The sequence below is a fragment of the Gordonia sp. NPDC127522 genome (assembly GCF_042672305.1).
Taxonomy (GTDB): domain Bacteria; phylum Actinomycetota; class Actinomycetes; order Mycobacteriales; family Mycobacteriaceae; genus Gordonia; species Gordonia hongkongensis.
Genome location: NZ_JBHXVK010000022.1, coordinates 34,582 through 52,734 on the forward strand (window position 1 = coordinate 34,582; position 18,153 = coordinate 52,734).

15 protein-coding genes are annotated in these 18,153 nt (G+C 67.6%); 12 read left to right on the forward strand and 3 right to left on the reverse strand.

All coding sequences use genetic code 11. The features are described from left to right. The coding region (locus ACFVHY_RS22270) for a hypothetical protein (protein ID WP_390275504.1) at positions 1-420 on the reverse strand (420 nt) is incomplete at its 3' end. 79 nt (positions 421-499) lie between these two features. Here ACFVHY_RS22270 and ACFVHY_RS22275 point away from each other — a divergent pair. The 5 genes from ACFVHY_RS22275 to ACFVHY_RS22295 all read left to right on the forward strand — a co-directional run bounded on the left by ACFVHY_RS22275 (position 500) and on the right by ACFVHY_RS22295 (position 7,708). Next, on the forward strand, positions 500-1,351 hold the full coding sequence (locus tag ACFVHY_RS22275) for an urea amidolyase associated protein UAAP1 (RefSeq protein ID WP_390275505.1): 852 nt from the start codon (positions 500-502) through the stop codon (positions 1,349-1,351). Between the two features lie 27 nt (positions 1,352-1,378). Then, the gene (locus ACFVHY_RS22280; protein ID WP_390275506.1) at positions 1,379-2,059 is read left to right on the forward strand and encodes an urea amidolyase associated protein UAAP2; all 681 of its coding nucleotides are present in this window, start codon (positions 1,379-1,381) and stop codon (positions 2,057-2,059) included. Positions 2,060-2,117: 58 nt separating this feature from the next. Then, positions 2,118-4,187 (forward strand): 5-oxoprolinase/urea amidolyase family protein, encoded by a 2,070-nt coding sequence (locus ACFVHY_RS22285; RefSeq protein ID WP_390275507.1) that lies wholly within the window; start codon positions 2,118-2,120, stop codon positions 4,185-4,187. Continuing rightward, positions 4,184-5,857: an allophanate hydrolase gene (gene atzF, locus ACFVHY_RS22290; RefSeq protein WP_390275509.1), complete on the forward strand. Its 1,674-nt coding sequence runs from the start codon at positions 4,184-4,186 to the stop codon at positions 5,855-5,857. The genes ACFVHY_RS22285 and atzF overlap by 4 nt, the downstream gene beginning before the upstream one ends. A gap of 120 nt (positions 5,858-5,977) precedes the next feature. Beyond that, a complete protein-coding gene (locus ACFVHY_RS22295) occupies positions 5,978-7,708 on the forward strand; it encodes a hypothetical protein (protein WP_390275510.1) in 1,731 nt (576 codons plus the stop codon). 283 nt (positions 7,709-7,991) lie between these two features. Here the strand turns inward: ACFVHY_RS22295 and ACFVHY_RS22300 are convergent, their stop codons facing one another. Beyond that, positions 7,992-9,236, reverse strand: coding sequence for a DUF222 domain-containing protein (locus ACFVHY_RS22300; RefSeq protein WP_390275512.1), 1,245 nt, complete (start codon positions 9,234-9,236; stop codon positions 7,992-7,994). A 1,201-nt stretch (positions 9,237-10,437) separates the two neighbouring features. Here ACFVHY_RS22300 and ACFVHY_RS22305 point away from each other — a divergent pair. The 3 genes from ACFVHY_RS22305 to ACFVHY_RS22315 all read left to right on the forward strand — a co-directional run bounded on the left by ACFVHY_RS22305 (position 10,438) and on the right by ACFVHY_RS22315 (position 12,249). Continuing rightward, entirely contained in the window at positions 10,438-10,632 is a 195-nt protein-coding gene (locus ACFVHY_RS22305) for a hypothetical protein (RefSeq protein WP_058252431.1), read from the forward strand. A 181-nt stretch (positions 10,633-10,813) separates the two neighbouring features. Next, positions 10,814-11,701, forward strand: coding sequence for a DUF3558 family protein (locus ACFVHY_RS22310; RefSeq protein ID WP_390275513.1), 888 nt, complete (start codon positions 10,814-10,816; stop codon positions 11,699-11,701). Then, entirely contained in the window at positions 11,698-12,249 is a 552-nt protein-coding gene (locus ACFVHY_RS22315) for a DUF3558 domain-containing protein (RefSeq protein ID WP_269554892.1), read from the forward strand. Before ACFVHY_RS22310 ends, ACFVHY_RS22315 begins: the two co-directional genes overlap by 4 nt. A 7-nt stretch (positions 12,250-12,256) precedes the next feature. Here the strand turns inward: ACFVHY_RS22315 and ACFVHY_RS22320 are convergent, their stop codons facing one another. Then, on the reverse strand, positions 12,257-13,084 hold the full coding sequence (locus ACFVHY_RS22320; protein WP_390275514.1) for an acyl-[acyl-carrier-protein] thioesterase: 828 nt from the start codon (positions 13,082-13,084) through the stop codon (positions 12,257-12,259). A 100-nt stretch (positions 13,085-13,184) separates the two neighbouring features. Here ACFVHY_RS22320 and ACFVHY_RS22325 point away from each other — a divergent pair, with 100 nt between their 5' ends. The 4 genes from ACFVHY_RS22325 to ACFVHY_RS22340 are packed head-to-tail and all read left to right on the forward strand — an operon-like array spanning position 13,185 to position 17,937. After that, positions 13,185-14,861: an FAD-dependent oxidoreductase gene (locus ACFVHY_RS22325; protein ID WP_390275516.1), complete on the forward strand. Its 1,677-nt coding sequence runs from the start codon at positions 13,185-13,187 to the stop codon at positions 14,859-14,861. Positions 14,862-14,863: 2 nt separating this feature from the next. Then, entirely contained in the window at positions 14,864-16,138 is a 1,275-nt protein-coding gene (locus ACFVHY_RS22330) for a glycosyltransferase family 4 protein (RefSeq protein WP_068971124.1), read from the forward strand. Beyond that, on the forward strand, positions 16,125-16,856 hold the full coding sequence (locus tag ACFVHY_RS22335) for a class I SAM-dependent methyltransferase (protein ID WP_058252426.1): 732 nt from the start codon (positions 16,125-16,127) through the stop codon (positions 16,854-16,856). The genes ACFVHY_RS22330 and ACFVHY_RS22335 overlap by 14 nt, the downstream gene beginning before the upstream one ends. Before the next feature lie 25 nt (positions 16,857-16,881). After that, a complete protein-coding gene (locus ACFVHY_RS22340; protein WP_390275518.1) occupies positions 16,882-17,937 on the forward strand; it encodes a prenyltransferase in 1,056 nt (351 codons plus the stop codon). Positions 17,938-18,153: the final 216 nt, after the last annotated feature.

An 18,153-nucleotide genomic window follows, 5' to 3' on the forward strand; every position in this document is an offset into this window, starting at 1 on the left:
GACGCTCGCAAGCTCGCTCCTCAGGGAGCAGGGGGAGACGCTTGCAAGCTCGCTCCTCAGGGAGCAGGGGGAGACGCTTGCAAGCTCGCTCCTCAGGGAGCAGGGGGAGACGCTCGCAAGCTCGCTCCTCAGGGAGCAGGGGGAGACGCTTGCAAGCTCGCTCCTCAGGGAGCAGGGGGAGACGCTTGCAAGCTCGCTCCTCAAGGAGCAGGGGGAGACGCTCGCAAGCTCGCTCCTCAGGGAGCAGGGGGAGACGCTTGCAAGCTCGCTCCTCAGGGAGCAGGGGGAGACGCTTGCAAGCTCGCTCCTCAGGGAGCAGGGGGAGACGCTCGCAAGCTCGCTCCTCAGGGAGCAGGGGGAGACGCTTGCAAGCTCGCTCCTCAGGGAGCAGGGGGAGACGCTTGCAAGCTCGCTCCTCAAGGAGCAGGGGAGACGTTCGCTAGCCCGCTTTCGGGGAGCAGGGTGGCACCCGAACACCCTCTACAACAAGGAGTTCCGAATGAGCACGATCACCGCGACGGGTACCGGCACCACCACCGGCGCCCGCGAACACGCCCGTGCGCAGGCCGGTGCCATCACCGACAGCATGCCGGTGGTGCCGGCATCGGCCTGGCCCAACCCGCCCGCCGACGTCCCGGCCACCTCGCTGACCTGGGCGGAGACGGTGCCCGGTGGCCGCTACACCAGCAAGGTCCTGGCACGGGGAACCCGGTTGCGGCTCACCGATGTGGCCGGCGCGGCCTGCGCACATCTGCTGCTCTGGCGCGCCGACGCGCCGTGGGAGCGTCTCAACGTCGCCGACACCGTGAAGGTCCCGTGGCAGGCGTACCTGGGTGCGGGTCATCCGCTCCTCAGCGATCAGGGCCGCGTCCTGGCAACCGTGGTCGCCGACGACTCCGGTCACCACGACGCCCTATGCGGTACCTCGACCCTCGCGGGCAATACCGCGAGATACGGTGCCGGTGAGGTGCATTCGGCGAGCCCGGCCGGACGTGAGCTGTTCACGCTCGCGGCCGCGAAGCACGGTCTGACACCCACGGATGTGGCGCCGTCGCTGTCGTTCTTCCACGGCGTCACCGTCGACGCCGACGGGGCACTGCGCTCGACCGGCAGCGCGGGCCCCGGGCGTTCGGTCGATCTGATCCTGCATCTGCCGTGCACGGTCGCGATCGCCAACACCGCGCATCCGCTCGACCCGTCGCCGCATTTCGACACCACCTCGCTGGAAGTGCTGGCGTGGCAGGCGAAGAGCGATCTCGACACGCTGCTGGCCGAGGTCGCCGGCACCGACCCCGAGTACCAGCGCGCGGTCGCCAACTCCGAAGACGTCTGGGCCGCGGCTCATCACTGAGCCGACCCGCAGAAAGGACCACTCATCGTGACCGAGACAAACACCGCACTCATCACCGATTTCGCCTCGGCGCCAGCCGCCGAACTCGCCCTCGTCCCCGGCGCCGTCGTCGACGACGCGCATGTGGGCGACCGGGCTCCGTGGTCGGGCGTCGTCGCCGCCGGCGACGTGCTGACCATCGTCGACCTGCACGGCAACCAGGCCGTCGACACGTTGTTCTACGCCGCCGCCGACACTGCCCAGCGGTATTCGGCCCAGGCGACGATCGCCGCGCAGGGCAACATCTTCCTCACCACCGGCAGCGTGATCCGTGACCACGACTCCACTCCGCTGATGACGATCGTGGCCGACGAGGTCGGCAACCACGACACCCTCGGTGGCGCCTGCTCGCAGGAGTCCAACACGCTGCGCTACGGCCACCACACCAAGCACCAGCACGCATGCGTCGAGAACTTCCTCATCGAGGGCAGCCGGCACGGCCTCGGCAAGGCCGAGCTCGTCGGCAACGTCAACTTCTTCATGAACGTCCCCGTCGACCCCGACGGCTCGCTGGGGATCGTCGACGGGCTGTCCGCCCCCGGCAAGCGGTTGGCGCTGCGCGCCGAGGTCGACACCCTCGTGCTCATCTCGAACTGCCCGCAGATCAACAACCCCTGCAACGGATTCGATCCGACGGCGGTGCGCGTCATCGTCACCCGGCCGTCCTGACATCCGTTCACCTCCACGCCCCCGGGCGTCGCCTGACTCCGACGAGGATCCCACCATCATGTCTGCCACCACCACGGGCGCGGTGACCGTACTGCGGTCCGGTCCGCTCACCACCATCCAGGACTGGCCCGGCCGGGTCGGGTACTGGAAGGTCGGCGTACCCCCCTCCGGTCCCATGGACGACCTGTCCTTCCGGCTCGCCAACATCGCTGTCGGCAATCCGGAGACGGCAGCGGGTCTCGAGATCACGCTGATGGGGCCGGCCCTGCGGTTCGACCGGTCCACGGTCGTGGCCGTCACCGGGGCGCCGGTCCCGGTGACGATCAACGGAACAATTGCACCGCAATGGGTTCCGCTGACCGTCGAACCAGGTGACGTGCTCGACATCGGATCGATCGGTGGGCTCGGCATGCGGGCGTATCTGGCGGTGGGGGGCGGGTTCGACGCCGCCGATCACCTCGGGAGCCGGTCCACCTTCACCATGGGCAAGTTCGGCGGGCTCGACGGGCGGGCACTGGTGGCCGGCGACGATCTCGCGTTGCTGGGTGCGCCGGCCGGCGCGCCCCGGCGCATCCTCTCCGACGAGCAGCCGGCGTTCACCAACACCTGGCAGTTGGCGGTGACCGTCGGACCCCACGGCGCCCCGGAGTTCTTCACCGAGGACGACATCGCCGATCTGTTCGCGACCGACTACGAGGTGCACTTCAACTCCGACCGGACCGGTATCCGGCTGATCGGCCCCAAACCCCGATGGGCGCGCGACGACGGTGGCGAGGCCGGTCTGCACCCGTCGAACATCCACGACACCGCGTACTCGGTCGGCGCCCTCGACTTCACCGGGGACACGCCGATCCTGCTCGGCCCGGACGGCCCGAGTCTCGGTGGATTCGTGTGCCCGGTGACGGTCACGACCGCGCAGCGCTGGAAGCTCGGCCAGCTGAAGCCGGGTGACACGATCCGGTTCGTCGCGGTGCGCGGTGACCGTGCGGCCTCGCCCGCCGAGGTCGGGCTGGGCCGGCGGGCGTGCTTCGTCGACGTCCTGTCGTCGGGCGGCGACGCCGACAACGGAATCCTGGGCACCACGACGACCGCCGACGGATCGACCACCGTCACCTACCGCCGGTCCGGCGACGACAACGTGCTCGTCGAGTACGGCGAGATGCACCTCGACCTGGCCCTGCGGGCCCGGGTGCATGCGCTGGCCGAGCGGATCGCCGCCGAGAAGCCGCGCGGGCTCATCGATCTCACGCCGGGAATCCGCTCCCTGCAGGTGAAGGCGGACCCGGACGTGTGGTCGCAGGCGCAGATGCTGGAGTGGCTGACCGAATGCGAGAGCCAGTTGCCGGCCGCCGAAGACCTCGTGGTGCCGAGCCGCACGGTGCACCTGCCGCTCTCGTGGGACGACCCGGCCACTCGCGAGGCGATCGAACGGTACATGCTGGGCGTGCGGTCCGACGCCCCGTGGTGCCCGTGGAACATCGAGTTCATCCGCCGGATGAACGGCCTGGACTCCGTCGACGACGTGTACCGCACGGTCTTCGACGCGAGCTACCTCGTCCTCGGCCTCGGCGACGTCTATCTCGGTGCGCCGGTGGCCGTTCCACTGGATCCCCGCCACCGACTGGTCACGACCAAGTACAACCCGGCCCGCACCTGGACCCCGGAGAACGCGGTGGGTATCGGCGGCGCCTACCTGTGCATCTACGGCATGGAGGGCCCGGGCGGTTATCAGTTCGTCGGGCGGACAACTCAGGTGTGGAATCACCGGCATCCGTTGCCGGCCCCGGGTTTCGATCCCGAACATCCGTGGCTCCTGCGGTTCTTCGATCGAATCCACTGGTATCCGGTCAGCGCCGAAGAGCTCCTGGACATGCGGGCCGACGTCGCCGCCGGGCGCGGCGACAGCACGAAGATCGTCGACGGTGAGTTCTCGCTGGCCGCGCACCAGCGCTTCCTCGACGAGCACGCCGGCGACATCGCGGCTCGCCGGGAGACGATGGAGATCGCCCGTGCGGAGGAGCGCGAGAGATGGTCGTTACAAGGTGAATTCGCTGCGCGAGCGGCCGGTGTGAGCGTGGCCGACGGCGGAGCGTCGGAGAGCGCGGACGACGAGGAGCGGGTGGCATGAGCAGGATCGACGAGGTGTACGCGCGGATCGCCGAGGCGGATCGTCCGGAGGTGTTCATCACGCTCCGGTCCGAGGCCGAGGTGCGTGCCGAATACGAGCGGTCCGTCGCGACCGGCGGCCCGCTGGCGGGCATTCTTCTCGCGGTCAAGGACAACGTCGACGTCGGCGGTCTGCCGACCACCGCCGGGTGTCCCGGTTTCGCTTTCACCCCCGAGGCCGATGCGCCCGCGGTCGCCGCCCTGCGTGCGGCCGGAGCGGTGGTGCTGGGCAAGACCAACCTCGACCAGTTCGCGACCGGACTGGTGGGTACGCGCAGTCCCTATGGCGCGGTGCGGGATTCCCGACGCCCCGACCGCATCTCGGGTGGATCGAGCTCGGGGTCGGCGGTGGCGGTGGCCCTCGGATTCGCCGACATCGCCATCGGGACCGACACCGCCGGGTCGGGTCGGGTGCCGGCTGGCCTGCAGGGCATCGTCGGCGTCAAGCCGACCCTCGGTGTCGTCTCCACCGCCGGAGTCGTACCCGCCTGTCGGAGCTACGATATCCTCACGATCTTCGCCGCCGACCTCCCGCTGGCCGACCGATCGGTTGCGGTGATGGCGAAAGCCGCTGGGACACGGCCCTTCCCGAAGTCCGTTCCCTACGCCGCGCCCGAACGCCCGGTCGTCGCCGTGCCCACCGAGCTGCCCGGTCTGGACGACAGGTGGCGCGCCGCGTTCGACGACGCGGTGCATCGTGCCGAGGCGGCGGGGCTCATGATCAAGACCATCGACCTGTCGCCGTTCCTCGAGGCCGCCCGGCTCCTCTACGACGACGCGCTCGTCGCCGAGCGATACGAGGCGGTGGGGGACTACCTCGATTCCGTTGCCGATCCCGGCGCCGCCGGCCTCGATCCGACGGTGTCGGCCATCATCGGTGCGGCGGACCGATTCTCGGCGGTCGACCTGTTGCGCGCCCGTCGTAGGCTCGCGGACCTTCGGGTGGCGGCGATGGAGCAGTGGGGCGATGCGACGGTCCTGATGGTACCGACCGCGCCGGCGCACCCGACGCTCGCCGAGGTGGCCGCCGATCCGGTGGGCGTGAACTCACGAATGGGCACGTACACCAACTTCTGTAACCTCTTCGACCTGTGCGGACTCGCTGTGCCGGCCGGGACGGTCATCGAAGGAGACGGCAGCACAGCACAGTTCGGCGTCACGTTCCTGGGCGTCGCGCATGCCGACGCCGTGCTCGTCGACGTGGCACGTCGTTTCGTCGGTGACGACTCGATGGCGCCCTCCTGGGCGGAGCCCGACGATGCGATCGAACTCGCGGTCTTCGGGGCGCACATGCGGGGTGGGCCACTGACGCACGAGCTCAGCGAACGGGGTGCCCGGTGGGCCGGCGAGGTCACCACGACCCCGTCGTATCGTCTGGTCGCCCTCGACACGACCCCGCCCAAACCGGGACTGATCCGCGATCCCGAGGCCGGCCGTGCGATTCGCGGCGAGGTGTGGACGCTCGCCCCGTCGGCGCTGGGGGAGTTCCTGGCCGCCCTGCCCGAGCCGATGATGCTGGGCAAGGTCGAGATCGCCGCGGGAGAGAGCGGTCCCGCCCGCTGGGTGGTGGGATTCGGGTGCGCCGCCGACGCCGGTGCCTCCGGCCAGGGTCTCGACCGCGACCGCTGGTAGGGGTGGGACGTCTGACCAGAACCGCCGATTCGTGCCATTTCCTCCGATCGACCATCTGTTCACCGAGCGTGATGATTCACTTACTCAGCTCGGGCGGTCGGGGAGAAGAGGGTGGGACGGATGACCAGGTTGGGGCGCAGCGGAATTCAGCGATCGGAGAAGGTCGCTCGACGCGAGAACCGGAAGCAGCGGCGACAGCATCGTGCGATCGCGGGGGCGGCCGCGTTGGCGACCGTCGCCGCGATCGGAGCGGGGCAGGTCGCGGAACCGGCGGTGGCTGAGGCTTCGCCGATAACCGACGCCATCAACAGCTTCACCAATCTTCACAACTTGTACGGCAACAATCCCCTGGGGACGGTGCTCGCAGACCTCAGCAATGATGGCCTGGCCGAAATCGTCAAAGCTTGGCGTATCGAGTTGTGTGCTCCAGGTGCGAGCAACGGAGGGGCGGACTGCTCGGAATCGAGCACTGACATGGGCGGCTTCGGTGTCGCCATCGTGATGCCGGGGAGTCTTGAGCTTGTCCCGGTCGGCGTCTACGGCACGGTGAAAGACGCCTACGCGGCTATCCCCTCCTGGGTGAAGGACGGTGCGAACCTCATCCTGGTGCCGCTATTCGGGTCCGGACTGCCTGACTCGGTCGCCGATGAGCCTGCGACGGAGGGCTCGTCGACCGTACGCGGCAACGGCTTCCAGCTCGCGATGGCATATCGCGGCGGAGACGCCACGGCGATCTCGTATCTGCCCATCAGTCTGGCCACCGCAGGTGCGAGTGACGGACGCGCCGCGTTTTCATTCGCTGTCATCGGTACTGCTCACGCGTGGAACACCGATCCACTGGACGTGACGGTTCTCGGCAACGAAATTGCGCAGATCCCCGGGGTCAAGGGCGTCGGTTGCTACGGCGGTCTGACCGCCGCCCACGCCGACGGAGTCGGCGCGTGCGCAAACGTCGCTGGTGTCTTCGACTTCCGGTGGAAGGAACCCAACGGTGAGATCCAGTTCGGACTGACGGATCCGACTGCGTTGCTCGCCGACCCGGGAGGCGTGCTCGGCGGCGTGGGCGGTGAAGTCCTGAGCGGTCTCGTGTCCGCTCTGCTCGGCGGCGAGGACATCGACTTCGACAGCGAATGGTTCTCCCTCTCCAAGGACTTCGCCCGCCTGAGCATCGGGGGCGATTACGACCTGTTCAGCGGGAACTTCCTCCGGCTGACGAGCGATTACGGATTCACGGCTCCGATCACCGTCGACTGGCTGGGTTCGACCGTCACCTTCCGGCCGCTGGTCGAGGTCAACGGCGAGCTCCGGCCGAACCGACTGGGCCTGCCGGTCATCGAGTTCGGGCAACTCGACACCGGCGAACTGGTCCCCGTGATCCGCATCCCGACTTACGAGTTCCCGTTCGGTCTGCCCGCCACCGAACCGATCGACACCGACGCGTCGAACACTGTGGCGCGCACGAGCATGTCGGTCGTCGACGCATCGGCGGATTCGGCCACCACCGACGACGAGGCCGACGAGGCCGAGAGCTACGTCGGCAAGCACCGCTCGGCGGAGAATTCTTACGTCGGCAAGCACCGGGCGCCAGAGGCCTCCGAAGAGGGTGGCGTCGAGTATTCAGATGCCGGAGACTCCGACGCGCCCGAGCCCGGCGGCTCGGACTCCGACACCTCGGATCCCGACACTTCGGATTCCGACGGAGCCGGTTCCGACGCCGCTGACTCCGACGCCGCTGACTCCGACGCCGCTGATCCCGACACCTCTGATTCCGACGGCAACGACTCCGGTAGCGACTCGGACTCGGGCGCCGATTCCGATTCCGGCAGCGATTCCGGAGATGCCGCGGCCTGATCCGAAAGTGTTCCAGGCTCGCTGCGCTCTGAGGGGAGGGGGCGGGCCGGGGCTGACTCACCGCCTGGCTAGTGGTTGCTGTGAAGGCGGGAACGGTCGATCTCAAGTGCAGCTTCGATCCCCCCCGACCCCACCGGGATCTCTCGCGAAGAGATTGCTACTGATCATCTTCCGCGACAGTGTCCCGGTGGGCAGGGGTTTGTTTTCACACTGTGGAGTTGTCAAGGGTCGTGTGGCGTCGGTCGGTGCCGACGCCGGTGGGTCTGGTGGGGGCGGGGTGCGGTTAGACGAGGGCGTCGTCCAGGCGCATGGTGCGCCGGTTGTAGGCTGGCCGGGGTAGACGCCGCGGGTCGATGTCGGCGGGCGGGATGAGCCAGGGATGACGGTCGGGGCCCATCACGACCTGCCAGCCGTGGTGATGCACCTGGGTGTGACAGCGTTGACACAGTAGACATCCGTTGTCCAGATCGGTCGGTCCGCCGTCAGCCCATGGCACCAGGTGATGCACCTGCGTGTGTGCCGCTGGTGCACCGCATTTCACGCAACACGCATCCCGCACGACGATCGCTTGCCGTAGGTGATGCGGGAACAACCGTTTCGTGGTTCCCATCCGCAGCGGCACCCCCTCGTCGTCGAGGACGATCTCGGCCACCGCGCCGTCGCACGACAGTCGTTGTGCTGTTGAGCCTGTCACTGCTCCGACCCACGGCAACGTTGCCTGGCCAACGCCATCAGCGGGAATGGTGATGAGTAGCTGCGTTCGTGGTGCGCCTGCGGTGGTCATCGCTGCACCGGTCGCGGCCTGGTCTAGCAGGAGTTCCAGACCGTCCGCGCGGCGTTGGCCGGCATCGCGGCGGTCGTCGGCGCCGTCGGGTTCGGGGCGCGGGCAGGAGCGTTCGTCGATCATGGACAGGAATTTCTCCCCGATCACTGCGGTGACGTCTGCGGTGATCGCGACCCGGCCTTCGTCGGTCACCCTGGTGTGCACAGTGTTCAGCGACGCATCATCGGCTGCTGCGACCGCGTGCGGATCGTCATCGGCGACCCGCAGGGCGATGCTCCGGGCGTGAGTGTTGATCTCGGCGGGGGTGGCACCGGAGAACGCCTGCGCGAGCAGTTCGCTCTCGAACGCCGACTGGTCGTTGTCGGACAACGGAGTCGCTGCGTGTGTGTCGATGAACGCGATGCCGCGGACCATCGCATCAACACACTCGGTAGACAGATACCCGTCGGCGGCGCAGTCGGCGACTTTCGGCAACGATCCCAGTCCGGCGGCGATGCGTGCACCGCGGTGCGCGGCCGTCGGGGGCAGGCCCATCTCGATCAGCCAGGATCGGGTCGTCGACCCTGCTCGTGCTGGTGCCCCCGAGTCGTCCAGCCGGGCGATGTGGACGGCGATCTGGTGATCGAGGACGTTGCGCAGCACGCGTAGTTCGTCGAGACGTTCGACCACCGCGCGACCACTTCCGTCGTCGGGTGGGGGTTGCAGACCGATGAGGGTGTCGCGGAGCTCGGTGATCGGGGTCATGACTCCAAGGTACTCGCCAAAACGTTCGACGACGAGGTTTCTCCACAGCCCGAAGATCGTCGATTTTTACTGCGCGACAACCGATGCCACATACGCATCAGCGGTGAACCGCAGTGAACCGTGGTGAACAAAAACCCCAGCAGTCACAGCCTGTTGATCGAACAGGGTTGTCATCCCCACTACGCAGCCGACAACAGGAGCGGGTGCGACGCCGAGGATGCGCAACGAAGCAGCCGACTGCCCGCGCATGTTTCCTGAGCCCAGCCGAGTCGCACCGCATCGGCAGACGAAAGGGGGTCGCGACCCGGAAGACCGCCGGCTCCGTCATCTGTGCCATCGGATCGGCAACCTGATCAACGCCAACCTGCGATACACCTACGGTCAGTAATCGGAATCCGCGACGTTTCATCCATCCTCGGTTCCGTGGGTTGGTCGTACTTCCGAGGGCCACCCGGTAGAGGAGACACAACACCTGAGCAGCCGGCCCAGATCGCGAAGTAGCACTCGTCGGAGCTGCGCGTCGCCGCGGCCAGGGCTCTACACGTCCTGGCGACGATGGCGTGCTCGTAGCCCTCACAGGCGGGCTCTGTGAAGTCCTCGCTCGGAACGCTCTGGTGAGGACGGTCTGGATCCGGTATGAAACGGACCCGCGCGTAGGCCTCGAACTCAGGAGGGCCGAACAGCGCTAGAGCTTTCCAAGCCTGGCCCGACGCGACGTCGTCGGTCGCGTCACGACTTCGTGTGATCCAGTCCGCGGCTGAGACGTCAGCACAGAAACGCAGCACGCCACGACTATGCGCCGGACGGGGTTGCCGAACCAGGTCAGACCAGACTTCGAGCGAAGCAAGAAGTAGAAATCGCGGCCCTCCACATTCCACCAGAATGGAAGCGCCTGAACGGCATAGACATGTCAGACGGAGTGGACATGATCGGGTGGACCCGACATCGGCGCCAGCTCGGCCGCGGTAGCCGACATCCTCGCCGACCCTCACACGTTCGCGTGCCGACATCGGAGCGTGTGGCTGACGATATGGCTATCCGCTTCGCGGGCAGTTCGATGAGCTGAGAGCAGGGGTCAGGCCGCAGAGTCCCTGACCGGAACGGGCGATTTCCCGGGCCTGTCGCGACACGCGACTACCCTGGGCGCAACACCCCGGGCCGTTGTCGGACCGGTCCGGGTGCAACCGACCAGGGAGGACCCATGGCCATCGATCGGGACAAGAGCAGAGCGGTGTCGGAGGTCGTACGTCAGCACCCGGCGATGAGCCTGGTCGCGGTGTCACCGGGCATCGCGGTGTTCGTGACGTTGCTGCTGCTCGACCAGACCTTCCTGGCGATCCTGTTCCTCGTCCTGGCCGTCGGCGGGGGTGCATACCTGCTGACGCGCAAGCGCTGACGGTGTCGCCTGTTCAGCACCCGCGGCGGGCTGGGCGACGCAGCTACAGTGGTGCCCAACGAGCACCCGGCAGGGTCGAAAGAGCGGTGAAGGGAGTCGGCGTCGTGGGCACTGAACCGGGTCGGGGCGCCTGCGCCGGATGGACTCCCGGGTTGCGGACGAGTCGGCTGGGCGGCTGACCATGTCCACCCGGGTCGATGCCTACATCTGGGCCATCCGTCTGACCAAGACCCGATCGGCGGCGGGCGCCGCCTGTCGCGGCGGGCACGTCCGGGTGAACGGGGTGACCGCCAAACCGGCCCAGCCGGTGGTGCCGGGTGACGAGGTCCGCGTACGGCTCGCCGGACGGGAGCGCATCGTCGAGGTCACCAGGACGATCAGTAAGCGGGTGTCGGCGCCGATGGCCGCCGAGTGCTTCATCGACCGGTCTCCGCCGCCGCCGCCGAAGGAGATCCTCGCGAGTCAGCCGCGCCGCGACCGCGGTGCCGGTCGGCCGACGAAACGTGAACGGCGTCAACTGGATCGGCTGCGGGACGGCACCTTCCTCATCGCGGTACTGGCAGCGATCACGCTTCTCGTCGGCGCCTGCTCGGACGACGAGCCGACGTCAGATCCAAACACTCCGAACACGCCCGAGGCGCCCGCCCAGGCCGGTTCCGGACCGTTCTTCGGCGAATGCGGCGGCGTGTCCCTCGACGAGGTGGTCCGCATCACCGGGTTCGGTGGACTCACCGAGACCGTGAACAACACCTCGGTGTGCGAGTGGGACACGACCGGTTCGAGGACGGGTGCCGTCGCCTCGTTCAACTGGTATCGCGGATCGCCGATCGGTCGTGAGGAGGCGAACGTGAAGTTGTCGCGCGACGTCACCAACAGACTCGAGATCGACGGCCACGAGGGATTCATCGGTTACACGCAATCAGGTCAGATCTGTGAGGTCGGCATCGGTTTCGGCGCGGACTTCTTCGAATGGTCGATCCGCGGCGACGCGGCGACACCAAGGCCGATCGAAGAGATCTGTGACGCCGCACGCGAGTTGGCGACGCTGTCGATAGAGCGTGCGTCGTGAAGCGCGCCCTCATCGTGATCGCCGCGGTGCTGCTGGGACTGACCGCCCTGGCCGGGTGTGCGCGCACCGTCGACGGTGAGGCGGTGCCGTTGGGGGCCGCGGACCAGTCCGGCAGCAGCGACATCGACACCGACCAGTTCGACCGGCTCTTGCTGGAATGCGATGTGCTACCCGACGCGATGATCGCCGATGTCGTCGCCGGCGGCGGGTTCGCCGAACGGTCGTTCAGCGGGGCCATCTGCCGATGGTTGGTCTCCGGCACCACCGACGTGGTGAGTGTGACGTTCAACTGGTTCGAGTGGGGCAACGTCAACGTGGAGAAGGAGACGGCCAAGAAGCTCGGTTTCCAGACCGAGAACATCAAGGTCGCGAGCCAGTCGGCGTTCACCCAGCGCAGTCCCGACCGGCCGGGCGTCTGCGGTGTCACGGCCCGCGCGCCGAGCCGCGGTATCTTCACCTGGTTCGTCGAACCTCGCAGCGCGCCCCAGGGCGATCCGTGCGAGGCGCCGATCAAGCTGATGGAGTTGCTGCTCCAGGGCGGTCAGTAGAAGTTGCTCACCCCGGGAGTGGCCCGACGACGACGCTGGCTGCGACCACGAGTTCGTCGCCGGTGCCCGGCATCATCAACCACACGGTGAGCCGGTTGCCCTCGCGCACCCGGCGCAGGACCAGCCGCGTGCCCGGCACGATGGGCCGCAGGTACTCGATGACCACCCGGTGCGGAGCGTCGACCAGGTCGGGATGCTCGACGAGTTCGTCCTCGATCGCCTCGAGGTAGGCGGCATTGTTGAGGTGCTTGAACGGGTCGAAGTCGGTGATCCGGAGGACGTGTTCACGGTCGGGGAAGTCGATGTCGGCGGCGTCGGGGGCCTTCTCGGGGTTCATCGACCGCCAGCGGAGGCGGTGCTCGTCGGTCATCGCCGACAGCATCGCGAAGGCGTCGTCGGACAGCCGTGACGGCACGCCCTGCTCGTTGACGTTGATCCAGAACGCCTCGGTCTCGATCAGGCCCGCCGGACGCGGTCGGGGGTTGAACCGGTTGGTCTCGTGCTCGGCGGTGAGGCGCACGCGCATGTTGGTCCAGCGCGTCGACAGGGCACCGCACCAGCGCTGCGCGGTCACCGTACCCGGCCAGGTGATGGGCTCGATGACATCGATGATGGTGCGCCGGACGATCCAGAACGGGTCGGTCGCGCTGAACTCGGTTGCCTCGAGGTTGTCGTTGGCGACGTCCTGCAGGTAGCGGGCCACGGCATCGAGGCGCACACGCATGTCCTGATCCACGTCGCCGGTGCGGACGCGATAACCCACCTCGTAGAACTGGGCACCAGGCTTGCGACACGGAAGTGATGCAACCGACACTGCTGGCGTAACCTGGCTCACTCGAGTCCCTCCGATAGGTCGCCGGTATCTTTGCGGCTAAGATACATTCAATCGAAAAAATAGAACACGTTCTACGTGTCGGATCACGAGGAAACAGCAGATGGCGCATGTGATTACCCGCCCATGTTGCAACGATGCCAGTTGCGTGAGCGTGTGTCCGGTGAACTGCATCCACCCCACGCCCGACGAGCCGGAGTTCCTGACCGCGGAGGCCCTCTACATCGATCCGGAGACCTGCATCGATTGCGGCGCTTGCATCGACGAGTGCCCGGTGGAGGCGATCATCCCCGACGATCAGCTGGACGAGCGTGACGAGCCATACCTCCAGATCAACGCGGACTACTACAAGGACCACGACGTCGAGGGCGGCCTCGTGCCACCGCGCAAGGCCCCCAAGCTGCCCGAGAAGGAACTGCACGTGGCCGTCGTGGGTGCCGGTCCGGCGGCCTTCTACGCCGCGGAGGAGCTCGTCCGCAAACCAGCCATCAAGGTCGACATGTTCGATCGGTTGCCGACGCCCTACGGACTCGTGCGCGCCGGGGTCGCACCGGATCACAGCGCCACCAAGGGCGTGGAGAAGACCTTCGCCTCGGTGGCGGCGAAGAAGAACTTCACCTACTACCTCAATGTCGAGGTCGGCAAGCACATCAGCCACGACGAGTTGGTCGCCCGCTACCACGCGGTGATCTACGCGGTCGGCGCCGCGACCGACAAGCGACTGGGCATCGAGGGCGAGGATCTGCGCAATTCGGTCGCCGCGACCCAGTTCGTCGCCTGGTACAACGGTCACCCGGACTTCGCCGACCTCGACGTCGATCTGTCGGGTGAGCGGGCCGTCGTGGTCGGCAACGGCAACGTGGCACTCGACGTCGCGCGCATCCTCGTCACCGACCCCGACGAGCTCGCCAAGACCGACATCGCCGACCACGCCCTCGCGAAGCTGCGTGAATCCAACATCTCCGAGGTGGTGCTCCTGGGTCGCCGTGGCGTGGCCCAGGCGGCCTACACCAACAGCGAGTTCCTGGCACTCGGTGACGTCGACGGTGTCGACGTCGTCATCGACCCCGACGAGCTCGTCCTCGACCCGGCCTCGGAGGCGGCGCAGACCGACGACACGCTCGACTCGACGATCGCCACCAAGGTGCGTCTCGCCCGCGAATTCGCCGAGCGTCCGCAGACGCCGGGCAACAAGCGCATCGTGTTCCGGTTCCTCACGTCTCCCGTCGAAATTGCCGGTGACGGGGAAGTGGCTACGCTTACGTGCGTGCGCAACGCCTACGCCGACGCGACCGGGACAGTCGCGGTGACACCCACCGAGGATCGGTTCGACCTCGAGACCGGACTGGTCCTGCGGGCCATCGGTTACCGGGGTGTGCCGGTCACCGACCTACCGTTCGACGAGGGGCACGGCGTCGTCCCCAACACCGAGGGGCGGGTCCAGACCGCGGCCGACGGCGATGTGATGCCCGGCCTGTACGTCACGGGATGGATCAAGCGAGGAGCGACAGGGGGTATCGGCATGAACCGCATCTGCGGACAGGAGACCGCGCAGGCGGTCATCGCGGACTTCGTCGCCGCCGCGTTCGACGACCCCTCGACCTCGCGGGACGACGTCGCGGCACTCGTGGCGGACCGCGGCGCCAACCGCATCGATCTCACGGGCTGGAAGGCGATCGACGCCGCCGAGAAGTCCGCGGGCAAGGCCGGCGGCCGGGTCCGCACGAAGTTCGTCAGCATCTCCGAGTTCGAGGCGGCTGCCACCGCCGGGGCGCAGTGACCGTGCGCATCGCACTGCTCTCGTACCGAAGCAAGCCGCACTGCGGTGGCCAGGGCGTCTACGTCCGCCACCTCTCCCGGGAACTGGCGCTGCTGGGGCACAGCGTCGAGATCTTCTCGGGGCAGCCCTACCCCGAACTGGACCAGGTGGCCATCGACGCCGGGGTCACCGTCACCAAGGTGCCGAGCCTCGGTCTCTACGACGAGCCGGACCCGTTCCGGACGCCTCGTCCGGGCGAGTACCGCGACTGGATCGACGTGCTCGAGGTCGGTTCGATGTGGACGGCGAGCTTCGGCGAACCGCTCACGTTCAGCCTCCGGGTGGCGCGCCTTCTCAAAGAGCGCCGCGACGACTTCGACATCGTGCACGACAACCAGTGCCTCGGTTACGGACTGCTCGACATCCAGAAGGCCGGGTTCCCGCTGATCGCGACAATCCACCACCCCATCACCCGCGACCGCACGTTGGCGGTGAAGGCGGCCAAGGGATGGCGCAAGATCAGTGCCTGGCGGTGGCATTCGTTCCTGCGCATGCAGGGGCGCGTGTCTCGCCGTATCCCCGAGCTGCTCACCGTTTCCCGCAGCAGCGAGGTCGACATCCGCAAGGCCTTCGACATCCCGTCGGGTCGGATCACCACCATCCCGCTGGGGGTGGACACCGAGATCTTCACGCCGGCCGCCACACGCGTTCCCGGTCGTATCGTGTGTGTCGCCAGTGCCGACGCGCCGCTGAAGGGTGTCTCGTACCTGCTCGAGGCGGTCGCGAAGCTGTCCTCCGAGCGGGATGTCGAATTGGTACTGGTGTCCAAGTTGGACCCGAACGGTCCGTCCGCCAAGATGATCGAGGATCTGGCGATCGGCGATCGCGTCTCGGTGGTGTCCGGCCTCGAGGACTCCGAGATCGCAGGGCTGCTCGCCTCCGCCGAGGTGGCGTGTGTGCCCTCGCTCTACGAGGGGTTCTCGCTGCCGGCGGTCGAGGCCATGAGTTGCGGTACGCCGCTGGTGGCCACCCGAGCCGGTGCGATCCCCGAGGTCGTCGGCACCGCCGAGGAGGCAGCGTTGCTGGTGCCGCCGCGGGACTCCGGACGTCTGGCGCAGGCGATCGGCCGGCTCCTGGACGATGCCGATCTGCGGACGCGTCTCGGCGACGGAGGTCGTCGACGCGCCGAGGAGAACTACAGCTGGGCAGCGGTGGCCGCGAAGACTGCGGCTCACTACGAAACCGTGCTCGCCGGACATCGGCGGGCAACAGAAGGGACATCGAGTGCTCACAGTTGATTTCGACCGGCTTGGCGTTGGACCGGGCACCAAGGCGATCGACATCGGGGCGGGGCAGGGTAGGCACTCGTTCGAGATGTTCCGTCGTGGCGCGGAGGTCATCGCCTTCGACATGTCCGAGAGCGACATGTCCGACGTCGGTGAGATGTTCGACGCCATGATGGCCGAGGGTCACGTGCCCGCGTCGGCCAAAGCGCGCGCCGAGGTCGGGGATGCGCTTCGACTCCCGTACGCGGACAACAGCTTCGACGTCGTCCTGATGAGCGAGATCCTCGAGCACATCCCGACCGACGAGGGCGCGATCAGTGAGATGGTGCGCGTGCTGAAGCCGGGTGGCGTCGCCGCGGTCACCGTGCCCCGGTACTGGCCGGAGAAGGTGTGCTGGGCCCTGTCGGATGAGTACCACGAGGTCGAGGGCGGACACGTCCGCATCTACAAGGCCTCCGAGCTCGCGGGCAAGTTGCAGCGAGCCGGGCTCGAGGTCACCGGCACCGACCACGCCCATGCCCTGCATGCCCCGTACTGGTGGCTGAAATGCGCTGTGGGAGTCGAGAACAACGACAATGTCCTGGTGAAGGGCTACCACCAGCTGCTCGTGTGGGACATGATGAGCAAGCCGTGGCTGACCCGGGTCGGCGAGCAGGTGCTCAACCCGCTCATCGGCAAGTCGGTGGCCCTCTACCTGCGCAAGCCCGAGACCGCCACCGCGTCTTCATGACGGGGTCCTCCAGGACGGGAGCCCCATGACGGCCGTCCCGGCGATCCCCGGTGTGGTCACGGCCGAGCAGATGCGGGCCACCGGTGCCGCGATCGTCGGCATGCAGGAGGCCGACGGTGCGTTGCCGTGGTTCCCGGGCGGGCAGACCGACCCGTGGGACCACATCGAATCGGCGATGGCGTTGTCCGTGACCGGCTTTCACTCCGAGGCAGAGGCGGCTTACGAGTGGTCGCGGCGTAAGCAGCGCGACGACGGGTCGTGGCCGATCCGCACCGTCGTAGGAAAGGTGGAGGACGCCGGCACCGACAGCAATTTCTGCGCCTACATCGCGGTCGGGGTCTGGCATCACTATCTGATCACCGGTGACGACGCCTTCTTGCAGAAGATGTGGCCGGTGGTCTGGTCGGCGATCGACTGCGTGCTGCGCTTCCAGCGCGAGGACGGTGCGTTCCGCTGGGGCGGCGACCACCGGACCGGAGCGATGTTCGGTGAAGCGCTGATCACCGGGAACGCCAGCATCTTCCAGGCGTTGGACTGCGCTATCCGGATCGCGGGTGAGATGGATCAGCCCGACGCCGACTGGATCGCGGCGCACAGTGTGCTCGGCGACGCGATCCGTGCCGATGTCACGCGTGACGAATGGCAGATCTTCACCCCGCCGTCCGAGCACTCCATGGACTGGTACTACCCGATCCTCGGCGGCGCCGTCCGCGGACGCGACGGGCAGGAACTCATCGCGCGGCGATGGGAACAGTTCGTGGTCCCCGGCAAGGGTGTTCGCTGCGTCGACCATCGTCCCTGGGTCACCGGCGCCGAGACCTGTGAGCTGGCACTGGCACTCGATGCCCTCGGTGACACCGCCGATGCCATCGAGCTCATCGCGTCGATTCAGCATCTGCGCGACCCGGACGGATCGTATTGGACCGGACTGGTTTTCGCCGACGGCAAACGCTGGCCCGTGGAGAAGAGCTGCTGGACCTCGGCGGCTGTGATCCTGGCGGCCGATGCGGTGAGCCGCACCAGCGTGGCCAACGGGATCTTCCGGGACGTCCGCCAGCGGCTCGTCGCACCGACTCCCTGAGCCGACTGTGGAGGGCGCGGCGTACCCCCGTGCCCTGAGGAGTGCCCGGGAGCTTGCGGAGGGGGCGCCGCGAACCCCCGTTCCCTGAGGAGCGCCCGGAGCTTGCGGAGGTCGCCGCGTACCCCCGTTCCCTGAGGAGCGCCCGGAGCTTGCGGAGGGCGCGTCACGAAGGGTCTTCGCAACTCGTCTCGCCAAGACCCTTCGAGGCTCGTCGCC